Below are 16,359 nucleotides of genomic sequence, written 5' to 3' on the forward strand. Positions count from 1 at the left end.
GGAGTATAAGGTTATGAAACCAGATTATGAAGAAATAAGAGGGGTTTGCTGCATGGTTGTCCGAGAGAGGGGCAAGTTTTTTGTCAATTATGACAGTGGTGCACATGGATCAGGCGTAACCGTTAAGGAAATTACGGAACAGGACTTCAATGCAGTAAAAAGTGGCAAGTTAACAATTGAAAATATAATAGATAAATATCGCTTTCAATAATTCGGCAAGATAATTGGACGGACAAGGCAGCTGCAAATTTATTGCTCAAATCAAGTTATTTTGCCGTTTAAATATTCAGTCATAATGAAACTTGAATTTTAATGGCGAAAGCAATGAAGACTTAATAGATTTGCCTTTGATGTCCTATTATCAATTCAAAGCACGGTGTTTACACCGTGCTTTTTTGCATAAAAATAATATAGAGCAGTACGGCTTTTGTAGATTAAGACCCAGTACGTTTAATTCAATGTAAGCGCGAATCTCAAAAACGTTATCCCGGTGAGGCTAACTAAGGTAATTAACTCCACTACATCTCTAAAATATAGGATATGGTTGGTAACTGAGTGCGCACTTTTCAGTAGTATTAAGCCAATTCAGTACTGATAAAACGAGATGGCTAGGAGTGTATTCAATGGCAACGAGCGCTGGAAACTGTGTTCAAATTTCGTTAATACCTGCTGAGAATAAAACTATCTAACTTAATAAACTCGTATATTTTTCTGGAGGAAACTAGTGGCATTGAAGTAAGAGCTGATACAAGTTGACTATGCTTCAAGGGTAAAAACAGTTGACTATGTTTGTCTCAGCAACAAATTAGCCAACTGTTTTTTGTTAATCAGACTAGCTGAAAATTAGTAGCAGGCTACCCCTTCACGATTTGAGCACCATCCATTAACTTTCAGTTGCGTTTCAAACTTCTTGAAGTCACTGTTGCCATTTTCATCAGTCACGACGACCAATCCAGAGATTGTATATGTATAGTCGTATTTTTCTTTGAAAGACAAAGTTAGAGAACCAGTTTTTGAATCTTTACCGAATGCTCTTACGTATGTTTCCAGTTTCTGGCCGTCAGCTGAGTATTGAGGAACACTGAACGTGATTGAAGACTGGTCTATGCCTACATCTTTAGTTACGACTACTTTCGCTTCAGGGCCTGATACGTTGATTTTGCTCGTTGCATAGGCATCAACTGCAATTCTGAAGTTGTTCAAGTTGCCGCCATCTCTTGAGTTGTACAGCTCAACCATATCAAACTCTTCATAAGATGTAGGTTCACGGCTGGTAATAGAACGGAAAGTGGCTTTGGCTACGTTTAACAGCGATGCGTCAATAGGGAGGTCAGCAGCTGTTTCGAAACACTGATTGGCCTTAACTTTTTTGCCGATACCTGTGTAGGTATTATATGCGTCTTGTTGTCTTGGGAAATAGTAGGCGTCATCTGGCACCCCAGCCATAACTTCCCATGCTTTTTTGACTAACGTCCATTCAGGTCCAAGCTTTTCGAGCCATGATTCAGTCGCCTCTTCTTTGAAATCGGCTCTAAGCTGTTGGTCAGAGCTATCCCTCGATTTACCTAGTGTCCAATAGTTTCTATCATGCGTGTTACACTCATCTGTGTACTCTTCAGCAACTTCGTTGACAATATCAAAGAACCAGTTTTCTAGTTTGTCAGGCACGCCACTTATGTCAGATTCAACAATCGTGCAGCCGTCTACTGGTATAGTGAATTTTGGGCAAGAGTAGATGTTTTCAGCCTGATGAGGCTCTAGTGGTGCAGGTCCATTTGCCTGTAGCACAGAGATTAAAATTGGTACAAATAGAGTAGAGTCCATTATCTTATCCTTATTATTAGATTTATATCTTATCAGTATCCCTAATATCTACTTAATCGATTAAAACTTGTCCTGTTATGTAGCGTTAATTGATTGATATTAGATGATATTAATCAGCATTGTACCACTATCTGCTCCTAAACTTCAATTTATTAACGTATCAATTAAAGGATATTCATGAGGTGTGTTTATATTAACATTTTCATATTGCTAATCATCTCTATGGATCTTACAAGTTTTTGTTTTAAAAATAGACATATTTCGATTTAGAATGTGTCATGCAGCAATGCTGTATTTATGAAAAAGTAATAAATGAAGAATCTCAAAATTTGTGAGTAAATAGCTGGGCCTATGGAGTGGCTGAATTTAATTGAATTGGCTTTTTAGCATGAGATATTGAGGAAATCACCGTCGATGGTACAGTATTCACAGCTTTTAATGGGGGGAGAAGATAGCAAGTTAAAAAACTCCGATACTTTGCTTCATTTTTACTCGAAACTCCGATATGGCAAACTTTTATAACTTCGCTCACTTCTGCAAGTCCAATATGATTACTTCGACGTTGACAAGAAAAACTCGCATTTATGCATAATATAATAACGAGAGTAAAAGTATGTGTGATTAAGAGCTGGCCTCTTTCGTGATTGCTAAACATCAAATTCAACTGAGAACAATATCCTAGAATTAATCCAAAAGGAGTCGTTGTGCTGCTTTTTATATGGAATAAATGTCTTTACAATTTTATATCCGGCTTTTTGATAAGTATTGGATGTGAAAAAACTTAACACTGTTTAGCCTCTTACAGGCTTCCCCTTAAATTATTTTTAGACATCAAAATGAACTGGAACGCCTATATAAATTGCATACCTGTGCTTGTACGGAATTTATGCAAAATGTGGTTCGAGTCAGTGTGACACCTCTACTGGCCAATTGCTCATAGCATACTAATCGACATGACTGATTTATGATGTGTAACTAAACTTGGTTGTATATTGAGCGTTTTGCAATTAATTTCGTTACCATGATATTTAAAGATTAATTCAACTCATACCAACGTATTACTGACAAAATGCATTTGCTATCAGGGTAATTTTAATTGTTGGTATTAATATATTAATTTTTTATTTATATGTATGTCAGTTACAAAAATAAAATCTCAAAATTTTTAAATTTCGGTTTGTAAAAGTTGAGTCCGTTTCTTATTTGTATACAATTGGCGTTTTTTGTAAAAACGAGGATAGAAATGAAAGCAAAACGTTCTCAACCTTTTGGGGGAGTGTTTTTATGTATATTTTTTTTTACGTTAAGCGCTGCTTCAGGTGTCGCTGCAAGCGCATCGAATTATATATATAACCAGTCTCCTATTTTTTCAGTACATAAAAAACCAGAAGCCTCCAGTGATTTCCTGGTTGTTGATAGCACAGCTGCAATAACGACGCTTAACTTTAATAAATTCGCAACAATTAGTAAGCCTCTGCTTATCAAAATACCTAATGATAGTAGCACTGAAACCTTAGTAATTAATGCAACAGAAATTGACATTCAAAATACAGTTTCAGTAATGGGAAAGCCTATCGATCTAGTGTTTATTTCACAAGGCGGTACTGTTAGTTGTAGCAACTGTTCTTTTGATAATGCGGGAAGAGTATCGTTTATCAATGGCACACTTTCGGGCGGCATCGTGAGAACGCAACCTAGTGGTAGGGTGACTATCTCAACTCTAACTGCACCAGGCTTGCAATCTCTTGAAGTGATGTCAGATAGCATCGCAACGTCAGGTGTTATTGATTTAAATTTACGCGCAGAGCGTCACCCTAATAGTGGATTCATCCAATCAAGTAGGGGCTCTTATGTACTGGGCTCTGGCGGTATTAACTTGTATCCGGGCCGCTTTTCTATTCGCTATAGTGATCTTGATATGATTTCATCGACGACTCTGTCGAATACTTATCAGCCGTCTGGTACTTTTAAAGCTGCGAGTATTGGTATTGTTGCGTCGCAGCCAGTGACTATCCCTGCTAGCACTGAGCTCAATACCATGTCAGATGCTTTGGCAACGAGCACTAGGCAGGGACAATTTTACGCGCCAGCAGAAGGCGTGTTTATTCAAATTGCGGAGCATGAAAGTGCGACATTGAATGTTTACGGTAAGCTCTATAGCGACCGTATCATCACAACGAAAGCAATCGGTGCGACGACTTTTCGTTCTGGTTCTAGATTGATTGGTCAAACAATCAAGAGTTTTTCAGACAAAGGGCTGTTAAACCAAGGTTATGTTGATGCAGGGAGTATCGAATTCGCTGCAAGTCGACTGATCAACTCTGGCATTCTAAGTGGCTCAAAAATCAATATCGAAATCGAAGGTGATGTCTACAATACCTTTGGTGGAGTGATCAAAGCAGGTACTTTGAGCGTTGATTTGAACGATGGTATTTTCACTAATGGTTCTCGTACCAACAGGTTAAATTGGCCGGAAAATAAGTCACTGAGTGCGCCATCTATTGACGTTAACAGTGTTAAGCATGGCCCATATTCTAGCTACAGCGCTACCGGATCTGCACAGAGCCGCTTGAGTGCAAAAGTCCATGCGAACAACATAAAAATTATAGCGAAAGCGATAGAAAATATTAACCCTTACCATATTGAAGAGCCAAGTGGTGTTGACTGGAGTGCAGGTATTCGCGTAAACACTGCTCAGTCTGAGCAGGTCTCAATAGCGGCAGAGTCTAAATTGGAACTAAAAGCAAGTCAGTATATTCGCAACTCTTCAGCCATTTTACGTCTTAACCAACAGGGGATATTCCATATTGATACACCCTTATTATTTAACGAACGTTATCGTTTAGAAACTACCTCTTTCATCATATCTCGTTACGCTTATACGTCGGATAATAAAGGAAGCCAAGATACAGTTGAACATGGAGTTGGGACTCAAATATCTGCTTATTCTCCACCTGGGCGAATAGTCAGTTTTGGCGAGTTCCAAATTGGCAGCAAAGCGGAACCTTCGACTAGGCGTCGTTTTGTCAATGCATTTTCGTATATTGAGCTTTTTGACAATGCGCGTTTCCAAAAGTTGGATTTAGAGTCAATCGGCATCAAATTAAGTAGTACAGTAGAAACAAGTAACTTTCATGCCATTAAACAGTGTGTTGCTTTAGGTAATTGTAGCGGTGCAGCAGTCGATACTTCTGTAGAAGGTGAGACCTTACTAGCCATTCACGGTAATGTGTATGGTATTAACCCCAATATGGAAAGCCAAAGCGACCTGACTGTAACAGAGTCAAACTCACTAGATGCAACGATCAATACCAAGATTAAGGAGTACTTCCAACGGTATGTAAAAGTTGTGGATGAAGATACTTATGAAGGCTATTCATTTCCCAAGGTTGACGACCAATGGGTTACAGCAAGTTTGTTTAAATGTGATGGCTATCGCTATGAAGAGCATGGTTTGACACAAACAGAAGATTGCACTTACTCCTCAGTTAGAGTTGCCTTAAGTACAATACTTGGCGAATCCTCAGATGCAGATTTTGAAAACACAGGTTATACCTTCCAAGAAATAGACGATGCTGCGAAAGCTTATGCTAGAAGTAGGCAGTACGTAAGCGGCTCTGAAGACTACCGTTGTGCCAATACTCGTTACTCCTGTACTGCGCAAAATTTCGAATATCAAAATGTTATTGTCAGCGATGACGGTAAGAAAGTGACGGTGAATTACAGATATAAAATTTCGATAGATGATGAGTTAAACGATCATGACACGCCAACTCTTCGCGACGTATCCAAATCACCCACGGTCACTGTGGCAGTCTTGATGGATGGTAAATAAATGGAATTTAAGATGAAAAAAGATAACTTGGCCGACAAGCCCGTGCCATTTTACAAAAAGGCCATTGCCTACTTAAATATTTTTATGTTGCTGGGGCAGGTGTGTTTACCAACTCTGGCACAGGCCTATAACGCCTTTGATAAGACCAATGCAAATCAACTGCTGGCAAGCTCTCCCGCAATCACTAAGGTGCCTGACAACCGCCAAACAATGTATGTGAAATCAAAGCATGTTGTGGAGCAACCTCGCGCTTTAAATGCTCAGACCATGGCTGGTTTTCATCAGCTCTTGTTGAGGAATAAGAAGCACGCATTACCAGCACCTAAAAAGATTCATCTTGCTGGCAGCTCAATCACAGTCATTTTTCCAAGTTACCCGCTATCAAAGCAGGTTGGTGACCGGTTTGTACAATCACGTTTAATCCGCTCGCAAATTTATGCCGAGCTGAACCGAAACATGATCTCAACCGCGTATGCTGATGAAACGGCTCAAATAACGCAGTTGTACCAAAATGCCTATGAATTGGCTGGAAAGGGCGGTGTTACTTTTGGTGAGCAAGTACCTAAATCAGTCTACGACAGTTTTGGTAAAGATTTTATCTGGCCAGAGTTTAGAGACATCAACGGGGAAAAAGTACTGTCTCCAGTGGTACACCTGAGCGCTTCGACAATAGAAACACGTACCGTAAATGGCCACTTGGTCGAATTTACAGGCTCTGATGTAAACTTTAGAGATATTACTGTTAACAATGGCACCTTGCTAACAGGTCGTGATACATATTTACGTACAGCGCGAGACCTTACTGTCAATCCAGGCGCGCAGGTAGCCTCCGATGGCGATCTGAACCTATTTGTTGGTGGTACTTTAAGAAACCATTCCGGCAATTTAAGTGCCAGAGAAAATGTTAAAATCATCGCGGGCCAGTATGAGCAAAAAACACTGGTGCACCGTTTCTCTAATGAATATGAACAGGGGACCCGATTTGGCCAAATTGCTTCTGTTAATGGCGAAAATATTAGCATATACAGCATGGGCGACTTGGTTATTCAAGGTGGTACGGTAAGTGGAAACACAATCAGCCTAAGAGCTGATGGCAACATCCGTTTGCTTTCACAACAAACCAGCTATGTTAATAATCAGCCTATTGGTCAGTACTCTCATACTAGCAGTGAAATAAAGCATCTCACTACTAAACTAACAGCCAAAGACAGCATCTATCTGATTGCATCAGGTGCTATTGAACTTAAAGCTGCGGAGCTGCATGCAGACAAAGGCGTGATTGACCTTTTGGCGGGTCAGGGTGTCTACATTCTCAATGAATTCAACGAAACTCAAAGTCAAAAATCTGGCAAGTGGGGGAAAACCACAGAGGAAGAGCAAGAGTTCCAGACCATAGCTATCCGTTCAGCACTTGATGCGGGTAAAGGTGTAAGGATCGCGTCCCATTACGGTGATATTACGTTACAAGCTGCCAAAATAAACGCGGGCGAAGGCACGGTTATAGATGCGCGTAATGGTAGGGTTAACCTATTGCTTGCCAAAGAACAGGACCACTATTTTTATAACAAGGTAAAAAAAGGCACTTGGAAAATAAAGACCGAAACTAAGCAAGATACGGTCGATACTGCGGTGTATAACGAAATCATTGGTGGGGTACAGGTTAAGGCAACACAAGGTGTTACACTGGAGTTAGGTCAGTACAATGGTGAATCTGTACATGATGTAATGAGTCAAATGTCACAGAGTGACAGTCTTAGCTGGATGGTTGATGTATACAATGATCCTCAGTATAGATGTCCGTCATTTGCATCTTCCACTGTACCCGACCAATTCAGTGAAGATGCCTTCCTTGCAATGAAGCAAGATGCTGATTTTAATAACTGTAGCAGCACCCTAAATGTTGTATATAGCAAACTAGAGAAAATCCATAAACATGATAAAACCAGTACGTTAAGCCCCGCAGCGATGGCCATTGTTGCAATTGCAGTTTCAGTTGCAATGGGGCCTGCTGGAGGTTTGGTAGGTCAAGGAGGCACGATCCCTGCCGCGTTCAAAACCAGCGCAGCAATGGGAGCTGCTATGTCAGCGGGCGCAGTGACACTGACCACTCATGCAGTGTCGAGCCTTGCTGCTGGTAACAGTATTAACGATACACTTGATTCAATGCTTAGCGACGAAAGCTTGAAGTCTCTTGCTATTTCAATGGCAACGGCGGGTGTTTTAAACAGCGATGCATTTAAGAGCTTTAAATTTTTTAGTAACGCCGACGCTGGGTCGAGCTGGTATAACAGCGAACTGGCAATAGATATTGGTAATCAGGCAACTCAAGCGATCTCAGAAAGTATTGTTAAGGCAGGGATCTCAACGTTTATTAATGGCGATGGTTTTACCGAATTCAGAGATTCATTCAAAACATCGTTAAAAATGTATGCGGTCAATGAACTTGGCGAGCACATGGCCGGCAAAATCGGGAAGGCATTCGACCCTAACCAGAATGGCGGTCAAAACTTAGATGAGGCCTTAAAATATATATCCCATGCAGCGGTTGGCTGTATGCTCGGTGTTGCAACGGTTCAAGCATCGGGTAATGGCGCCAGTAAAAATGTATCTTGCGCCAGCGGTGCGGGCGGTGCTGTGATCGGGGAGTACATCGCTTCTGAGTTAGAAAATTCTGAGGAGTATAAAGCTGCCAAGGAAGAAGCGAGGGCTGAGTTTGACAAGTTTCTTGAAGATGAAACCAACAACGTAATTCGTTGGCGTGACGTTGAGAAACTGAGTCCTCTAGAAATAGAAATGAGGTTGGAGCAAGGAGCCAATAAACTTAGAATCTTTGCCGAGCTGGATCGACTGAAAGCTAAAGGGGTCGACCTCAGTAAATTGGGTGCCGCGTTGGGTGCTTTTGTTGCTGGTGCAGATGCAAATGCAATTAATATTGCAGCCAACGCAGCGGCGAATTCAGCTGAGTTCAACGCTTTTTCAAGCTATATCAATGCAAAAATGATTCGGTCAGTAATCGCCGACTACCTGAATCGTTTGAGATCAAACCCTAATGGTGTACTCGGTGAAGAATTAGGTATAGCAGCTGAGAACGTTTATCAGATGGGGTTGAACCTCGATATCGCTAGAGATCTTGAAGTGCAGGCAGCATTTAACAAACTCCCTGATAGTATTGCTAAACGCCTTAGTGAAATCGCTATATCTCAAGAAGAGAAAGTCGCTATTTCCGCAGCAGTGTTAGCTGGGATATTAGATGTTGGTTCAGGCATTGCCACGCAAGCCGAAGCTTTGATACGAGTAGGCATGACGCTCAACGGCGATTCTCAAGCAGCAGAGCAAAATGGTCAATTGATTATAAATTCAGTCGATGGAATTGCTGATTTGCTTGAGCAACATGAGGAAGTATACGCTCAAGTTCTACATGTAATAGATACCGTAGGAACCGATAGAGAAAGTAGAACGCTTTCCGCGAGGTTTGTTGCGGCAGCGATTTCAGGTGGTTTCGCTGGAACTGTGACTGTGGGTGCTGCTGCACCAGCTGTGCTGGTTAAGCTGTCAAATATCTTGCAAAAGTTGGAAGCCAAGGGCGTTGACACAACCCGGATGAAAGAGCTCACAGGGATAGATGGAATTGATCTTCGCGATATCAACAACGACGGAGTGCCAGATGCAGTAGAGGTTAAAGTCTTACCGCCTCCACCGGCAAATCTGCCTAATAACTTGGCTGTACTGCGCACTGCTGAAGTTCGTAATACACCTTTAGATCCCGCTGCAATGCGTGCCTTTTTAAGAAAAGAAGGGATTATTAAATTCAATCGAGTGGCAAACAAGGAGCCAATACGGAGAAGTGTTGCGATTGCGTCTGTTGTCGAAAAAGATGGTAGCGTCAGTCATTTTCTTGCCTTAAGTGGTAGCCCCACGAAGAAAAATCCATGGTCAAAGGAAAAAATGGACACTAAACCTTGGGCAAGTGGGTTCCAGCACGATGGTAAAGGGTCACCCAGCGTAACAATTGGAGGCGTGCACTACAGAGTGATAACTGTTGACAACCACAAGGTTGCGAGCACTTATATTAAGAAGCCTAGCCAACTTGGAGATTCTAATGATCATTATCAAGACAATTGGAACCATGCGGAAAAGAAAATCCAGGGCTTTTTAGTAGAGCAATATGCTGGGCATACGGGTAAAATCGAGTTGGCTGTAGAGAATACCAATTCAGCCTATCCAGGTATGTGTAAGTCTTGTAACTATAGTAAAGCGGATTTTGCAAATAAATTATCTGAGGCTGACATCACTATGTACGACGATGTATATAAGGAGTAGAAATAATTAATGAATGATTCGCAAATTTTAATAGGCAAATTGCTGGGTCCTCGAGACCCAGCTAAGGTCAGCTGTGTTGGCTTTTCACCAAAAGATATTGAAGAAATTTTGAAGTGTGCCCCTGCTTCATTGAGAGGGTATTTACAGTTTCTTACGTTTCTTTCGGTGATGGGGGTAGAAGAAGGTGGCTTGTTGGATTCTGAAAACATACTGCATTTTCACTCTGAAGTTAGCTTTTTAAATCTAGTTTCCGAATATGAGAACTTTTATGAAAAATTGCGTGAAGCTGATTATTTTCCAGCGGCTGGCGTTTATCTACTGGAAATTTGTGCTGATGAAATCTATTACTTCGATTTTGACAAGGAGAATCAGCATGTATATGTTTACAATGATCGAAATAAGAAAATAAAAGATACTGGTTGGGACTTCTTTACATATCTAGACAACCGCTGTGCTATTGACAAGTCGCAATTCCATCGCAATAAACGCTGTACTCGATATAGAGAGGTGCTTCCCGAGCAGCTACCAGCTGCAAAACCTGCACCGTCAGAGAAGGAGGCCTCAGATTTTGTGAGTCTGATGGATCACAAAAATACGTTTCCGCACCTTGCCAATCTGAAAGGGTACAATATGCAAGAAATTGCCCTGTTGGAGGCTGTTTATAATATAGGTGTTACCGGAGAGCTTCTTTTGTTTCTTTTTACTATGGGAAGAAACCATGGTGGTATTCTAAGTTCATTACCTGTTATGCATAACAATATGCTTTCGTATTTAGATGTAACGAATGAGTTACGTGAATTGCTGGAAGAATACGGTAGATCAGATTTAGCCGAAGAAGTATTTATATTAGAGATGGATGATGAGGATTTCTGCCTGCTCTTTTATGCAAAAAGTGATGGTGGTGTTTATTACATTGACAATGATAGTGAAAGGCTATTTATGGCATACAAATCAATTTCAGATTTGCTAACTAAAAGATCTGAAAAAATAGAAAGGAATGGTGTAATAAACGAAGTTATAGCTGAAGACTGCACACTCCTCTTTGATTTTGAGGTAGGCCCACTTTACTAGTTTCTATTTACGAAATTTAGTTTAAAATCACATTCAAAAATTCTATAAAAGCAGCCCAAGGGCTGCTTTTTTTCGAAGAAACAGCTTGATGATAAGTTGGTCTTCATATGTATAAATGCTGTTTGGAATTATTATGCTAAATATTGCTTGTTGGTTGATTTTTACATATCCAAATATAGTCAAAGTAAACAGTTAAGTGGATAGTGGCTTTAATTCGACTAGCCTTTTAAAATGCGCCTGTCCAACTCCAGGGTCCCCAAAGAAAACCGAACACTGGATATTAGAGTACAGCCGGGAGGGCTTCAAGCCGCCAAAAAATTAGCTGATTTTGGTAGGGAGCATGGTATCCAAGTCATTATTAAGGAGTTTTCAGGAAAATGAGTCTAAAACTCAATATCAATTTTATACCGGATCAATTTCCCAGAGCCCTATCGCTCTGGGAGTTGGTGGATATGAGCCGAGCACTTACAGAGATTGAAGGGTTAACTAAACTGGTTAACATTGATACTTGCCGTACGATTAAGGTTGAAAATTATGTAAAAAGTAAAGACAAAGCGCGCACTCGGCCGACTACCTTTTCAATTCGGCACCCTAGCAGGGAATATGAGAGCACGCACGGTGTGGTATTTATGCCTATGGATGAATTGTGCTTTGATCAACTGATTATAGATGGTTTTGATAAACTCATAGAGCAGCGTGCGCAGTGGTGGCAACCAGTATTACAACACTCAGGTTTTGTCATGGCCAGGTTAATGGATGAAGAGTATAATACAAGCCAAAGCATGCGAAATATTGGATACCATGAAAGCCAAGGTTGGCCTCATCATCATTTACCTAAAATAAGCAATGGTAAGCCACCCCCGATAGATCAAACTATTATAGATACTCGAGTTAACCCAGGACACTGGCGCTTTAAACCCGGTTATATTGAAGGCGTGTCAGCCGAAATGTGGCTAGGTAAGCACTTTTTTAAGCATGTAGGGTTGGACAAACAAGCTTTGTATGATGTTGATTGGCTTAAAGTCACGGAGCTGGATAATGTAACGCACATTAAAGCTTATGATAAACCATTTGATAGTGATGTGGGGGAGCAAAGAGCACTTCAAATAAAGCTTAGAAAACTCTTATTTGGTCAGTCACCTCATACAGAAGACCCAGAGTTTAAGCTGTTAAGTGAATTTCAGCCGCTAGAACAATAAATCTACCGGGGCAGTATTACTGCCCCGTTATCTTTTTCTTTATCCTCACCAGTCGCATTTAAGCTGTTGACATTTTAGATTATAAAAGTGAGACCTAATTTCACATTAAAAATAAATATATTTATAACAAGGTTGTTAATTTTGATTATTTCAAAATGTTGATGCTGGTTGATGTATTTTGATATGTTGATATAAAGATTATTAAATCTATGTTTTTAATGCTTTCTAAGGTTGAAGGCGCATTTTTTGGGGGTTACCCTAGTAAAGTATGATGACTATTTTATAATTTATTATTTAAGGAGGTTTTTTGTCAAATAATGCTTATTTAATCAACTGTGAAAAGAAAACAGCATGTGCCGCAGAAGTGTACTCTAGTAATGTTAAATATAAAGTCATTGCAACTGGTGTAAACAAGGTTCCAGTGCCTTGGTTTTTCTGTTTTCAAGAGCAAGATTTAGTCGATGTAAAAAGTGAACTGGAGAGCAGCTCAGCTGAACAAGAAATATTTTCCTTTAAAGCCCCTGTGATTGAGGTAGAAAAAGCGATAGAAAACCTCAAAAACAGTAAAGAGTTAATGATAGCCTTTTGTCAAGATGATGTATTGGGCACTCAATATTGGGAGCGAGCTGTTGCTGACTTTAAATCGTTAACATATCCATATATTTTTCTTGACCCTCTGGAGGTTCTTTATTTAAATGTTCCGGAAGAAGAAGCAAAAGAGTTTATAAAGTGCTATTCGCGAGACGAAAACGCGTTTAAATCAATCAAGAGGTTAACCTTTTATAATGAAAATATACTGCCTTATGACGTAGCACAATTTTATGGAAATAGTCAGCTTGATGACTTTGCTAGAACCTGTAACTCAGCTTCAATGGATATGGGGTTAGAATCGGAATTGGAAGATACATCGTCTGGGGTTGAACAAGAACCAGAACAGCTTAAAGCTGAAGAAAAGGCAGAGAACAAAAAATCGTGGTGGAAGTTTTGGTGATAACCCCTTCCTTATTCAATTAGGCCTAATAGCCAAGCATTAAATGGATGATAAAAATGGCATATGCATTACATATAACAAAAGAAAACGGGGATATTAGCTTCCCTGATTGGGTTGAAGCGGTATTAAAAACGCAAGGGGCTAACCTTGAGGGGCAGCCAACAGTCGGCAGAAACCCCAAAACAGGCGAAATAATCACTGTGGGTGGTAACCCAAACAATGTATCAGTTCAATTCCCTGAAAATGAAGAATGGCAAACATGTATATTTTTTAATGATGGCATTGCTTCATTTAATGGAACCAGTTCAATGATCGATGATGAAAAAGATCCTGTTAGATTAGTGGTCAAGAGCATAGCTAATTTCGTTGGAGCGAAAATTGTGGGTGATGAAGGTGAAGTTTACGATTGGTAAAACCTGGTGCAGAGCAAGTAATCATTTCTTGGTAGGGTCTTGATGGGTAGATAGGAAAATAACTTAGAACAGACAAAAACCTTTCTTCTGTAGGAAAACCATGACAGATAAAATACTTGAAAAGTTTACACGTAAACGTAAGCAGGCATTAAAATATCCTCAAAAATACTTAAGCGTATTTGAGGAGAATAAAAAAGAGTTGTTTCATTATATTGAGCATGGATGTGTTGTAAGGGGGAATGTCGAAAATGAACACCTGCCTTTTTTACCATGGGAACTTTTTACAACTGAGATACAAATTTCTGCAGATTATTATGCAATAGAAGCACAGTGTAAATACTTACAGAATAGTCAATTTAGTATACAGCTTGTAGGTAATTGCCTGAGCTATGCTTACTTAGACTGTATTCTCTCTTACTGTCGATTAAAACGATATGTTACGCGTTTTGGAAGGGAGCATGAACGTGCAATATTATCGGCAAATGTATTGTATTTGGTCATGGCGGTTATTTTGCAACAACCGGAACGGGCAGAGCATATATTTAAATTGCTACAAGTGGGATATCCAAAGAACTGGATAATTCGCTCAAAAAGTCATATTGGTGATTTTATTATACTCTTGTTTGATGCAGTTAAAGGCGGTAAACAGTTGGTGCCCATTGTTGATGACTTTGCTTATGCGGACATTGTTGCTCGTTGGGATACAGATGATTTACAAGAACTAACAGGTTATCTAACTCAATTATGTGACGACCAAGTTGCACAAGTTGCGTCGCCGCCGAGTAAAATGTATTTTGAATTCGATAACATGAATTGGCAGTTTACGCCTTATGCCGCTTTGTTGTTGTTAGCCCTTCGCGCGGAGCGTGGTTTACCTAACCCTGATTTTAGCCATCCTGGGTTTGGCAATATCACACAATTGCTGCTCGAAGAGCCTGTTGCACCAGTAGAAGATGAACTATTAAGCCAGCTTTTAGCTTGTATTCGTGACCAAGGCTTCGATGAAGAAGCATTGATGAATGCTTAATCAGCACTAAGCAACTATAACGAGGCGGTATTGACTGTCTCGTTAATTGCTTTTAATAATTACTGAAAGCAAAAGTAAATACTTTTACACCTAATTTATACGCTCTTCCTACTATTTACCCTTTACAACCATTATTTTAAGCTGATTAAAATAACCCAACTTTCGAAAAAGGTGGCTGTAATTCGACTAGCCTTTTAAAATGCGTCTGTCCAACTCCAGGGTCTTAAGGTAAAAATAAATGAATGAGTCTCAAGTTTTAATGAGCAAACTGCTGGGTCCTAGGGACCCGGCAAACCTGAATTGTGTTGGATTTTCAGCGCGAGATATTGATGAAATTTTAAAATATGCGCCACCGTTGATGGCGCGGTATTCACAGTTTTTGACGTTTCTTTCAGTGATGGGGTTAGAAGATGGCGGGTTATTGGACTCTGGTACTTTTTTTCATTTTAGCCCTAAGCAGAGCTTTTTAAATTTAAGATTAGAATGTGAAAATTTGTATGAAATATTTCTAGAATTACGCTCACTCCCTAAGGAAGGGTGCTACTTGTTAGAAATAAACGGTGATGAATATTATTACTTTGACTTTGACAAGAAAAATCAGCATGTATATGTCTACAATGACAAGACGAAAAGTATTCGTGATTCAGGCTGGGATTTCTTTGCTTATCTGGACAATCGCTGTGCGGTTGACAAGTCGCAGTTTCATCACAATAAACGCTGCACTCTATATAGGGAGGTGCTTACTGAGCAACTACCAGCCGTAAAACCAGCTCCGACAAAAGAGCAGGTCACTGGCTTTTTGAGTTTGTTAAATCATGAGCATGCTTATCCACGTATTGACGAACTGAAAGGTTACGATATGCAAGAGATTGCTCGGCTGGAGGCTGTTTATAATATAGAAGTATCCGAAGAGCTGCTGTTGTATCTGTATACGATGGGTAGAAATCAAGCAGGTTTAATTGCGCCAATACCAAAAGGCCACTGCGACTGGATTTCATACTTCTATGCAATGACAGAGCTTCGGGAGTTATTGGAAGAGTACTATATAAAAGAGTTAGCGGAAGAGCTATATATTTTTGAGATGGATGAAGAGTTAGACAACTTCCTGTTTTACTCTAAAAGTGACGGTGGTGTTTATTACCTTAACAATAATATGGAAAGATTAGAGATAGTATATAAATCTATTTCAGAGATGTTGTTTAAAACCTCAAAAAGTATAGAAAAGCATGGGATGGAAGATACGTCAAAAATGGATGACAGTGTACTCCTCTTTGATTTAGAGGCAGGCTCTCTTTACTAGTTTCTATTTACGAAATTTAATTTAAAATCACATTCAAAAACTCTATAAAAGCAGCCAAAGGGCTGCTTTTTTTCGAGGAAACAGCTTGATGATAAGTTGGTCTTCATATGTATAAATGCTGTTTGGAATTATTATGCTAAATATTGCTTGTTGGTTAATTTTTACATATCCAAATATAGTCAAAGTAAACAGTGAACTTGAGAACAGTTCAGGTGAAAAGAAGCATTTTTTATAGGGTCCCAGTACTTGAAGTAGAACAAGTGATAGAAAACCTCTTGTAAAATGATGCATTGGGAACTCAATATTGGGGAAGTAGACGGAGGCAGTGTTGCTTTTCTGTTGAGGCTAATGCGTAGCTTTATAGAGGTTAAATAGATGT

10 protein-coding genes are annotated in these 16,359 nt (G+C 39.8%); 9 read left to right on the forward strand and 1 reads right to left on the reverse strand.

The window, feature by feature from the left end:
- The first annotated feature begins 13 nt into the window (after nt 1–13).
- Nucleotides 14–211: a hypothetical protein gene (locus J8M00_RS24880; RefSeq protein ID WP_211013097.1), complete on the forward strand. Its 198-nt coding sequence runs from the start codon at nt 14–16 to the stop codon at nt 209–211.
- Nucleotides 212–843: 632 nt separating this feature from the next.
- Here the strand turns inward: J8M00_RS24880 and J8M00_RS24885 are convergent.
- The gene (locus J8M00_RS24885; protein ID WP_211013098.1) at nt 844–1,824 is read right to left on the reverse strand and encodes a hypothetical protein; all 981 of its coding nucleotides are present in this window, start codon (nt 1,822–1,824) and stop codon (nt 844–846) included.
- Between the two features lie 1,243 nt (nt 1,825–3,067).
- Between J8M00_RS24885 and J8M00_RS24890 the strand changes: the two genes are divergently transcribed.
- The 8 genes from J8M00_RS24890 to J8M00_RS24925 all read left to right on the forward strand — a co-directional run bounded on the left by J8M00_RS24890 (nt 3,068) and on the right by J8M00_RS24925 (nt 15,980).
- The gene (locus tag J8M00_RS24890) at nt 3,068–5,659 is read left to right on the forward strand and encodes a hypothetical protein (RefSeq protein WP_211013099.1); all 2,592 of its coding nucleotides are present in this window, start codon (nt 3,068–3,070) and stop codon (nt 5,657–5,659) included.
- Nucleotides 5,660–5,671: 12 nt separating this feature from the next.
- A complete protein-coding gene (locus J8M00_RS24895) occupies nt 5,672–9,979 on the forward strand; it encodes a DUF637 domain-containing protein (RefSeq protein ID WP_211013100.1) in 4,308 nt (1,435 codons plus the stop codon).
- 9 nt (nt 9,980–9,988) lie between these two features.
- Nucleotides 9,989–11,050 (forward strand): hypothetical protein, encoded by a 1,062-nt coding sequence (locus J8M00_RS24900; protein ID WP_211013101.1) that lies wholly within the window; start codon nt 9,989–9,991, stop codon nt 11,048–11,050.
- A 377-nt stretch (nt 11,051–11,427) separates the two neighbouring features.
- Nucleotides 11,428–12,249, forward strand: coding sequence for a hypothetical protein (locus J8M00_RS24905; protein ID WP_211013102.1), 822 nt, complete (start codon nt 11,428–11,430; stop codon nt 12,247–12,249).
- A gap of 307 nt (nt 12,250–12,556) precedes the next feature.
- On the forward strand, nt 12,557–13,240 hold the full coding sequence (locus J8M00_RS24910) for a hypothetical protein (RefSeq protein ID WP_211013103.1): 684 nt from the start codon (nt 12,557–12,559) through the stop codon (nt 13,238–13,240).
- Between the two features lie 56 nt (nt 13,241–13,296).
- Nucleotides 13,297–13,653, forward strand: coding sequence for a hypothetical protein (locus tag J8M00_RS24915; RefSeq protein ID WP_211013104.1), 357 nt, complete (start codon nt 13,297–13,299; stop codon nt 13,651–13,653).
- A 100-nt stretch (nt 13,654–13,753) separates the two neighbouring features.
- Complete coding sequence (locus J8M00_RS24920) at nt 13,754–14,680, forward strand: hypothetical protein (RefSeq protein ID WP_211013105.1); 927 nt, start codon at nt 13,754–13,756, stop codon at nt 14,678–14,680.
- 238 nt (nt 14,681–14,918) lie between these two features.
- On the forward strand, nt 14,919–15,980 hold the full coding sequence (locus tag J8M00_RS24925) for an SMI1/KNR4 family protein (RefSeq protein WP_211013106.1): 1,062 nt from the start codon (nt 14,919–14,921) through the stop codon (nt 15,978–15,980).
- Nucleotides 15,981–16,359 lie beyond the last annotated feature (379 nt).

Origin of the sequence: Pseudoalteromonas luteoviolacea, from assembly GCF_018100925.1 — a bacterium.
Classification (GTDB): domain Bacteria; phylum Pseudomonadota; class Gammaproteobacteria; order Enterobacterales; family Alteromonadaceae; genus Pseudoalteromonas; species Pseudoalteromonas obscura.

Coding starts and splice junctions, on each gene's coding strand:
- J8M00_RS24880 (WP_211013097.1), top strand. CDS start 14: ATGAAACCAGATTATGAAGAAATAAGAGGGGTTTGCTGCATGGTTGTC.
- J8M00_RS24925 (WP_211013106.1), top strand. CDS start 14,919: ATGAATGAGTCTCAAGTTTTAATGAGCAAACTGCTGGGTCCTAGGGAC.
- J8M00_RS24900 (WP_211013101.1), top strand. CDS start 9,989: ATGAATGATTCGCAAATTTTAATAGGCAAATTGCTGGGTCCTCGAGAC.
- J8M00_RS24895 (WP_211013100.1), top strand. CDS start 5,672: ATGAAAAAAGATAACTTGGCCGACAAGCCCGTGCCATTTTACAAAAAG.
- J8M00_RS24890 (WP_211013099.1), top strand. CDS start 3,068: ATGAAAGCAAAACGTTCTCAACCTTTTGGGGGAGTGTTTTTATGTATA.
- J8M00_RS24905 (WP_211013102.1), top strand. CDS start 11,428: ATGAGTCTAAAACTCAATATCAATTTTATACCGGATCAATTTCCCAGA.
- J8M00_RS24915 (WP_211013104.1), top strand. CDS start 13,297: ATGGCATATGCATTACATATAACAAAAGAAAACGGGGATATTAGCTTC.
- J8M00_RS24885 (WP_211013098.1), bottom strand. CDS start 1,824: ATGGACTCTACTCTATTTGTACCAATTTTAATCTCTGTGCTACAGGCA.
- J8M00_RS24920 (WP_211013105.1), top strand. CDS start 13,754: ATGACAGATAAAATACTTGAAAAGTTTACACGTAAACGTAAGCAGGCA.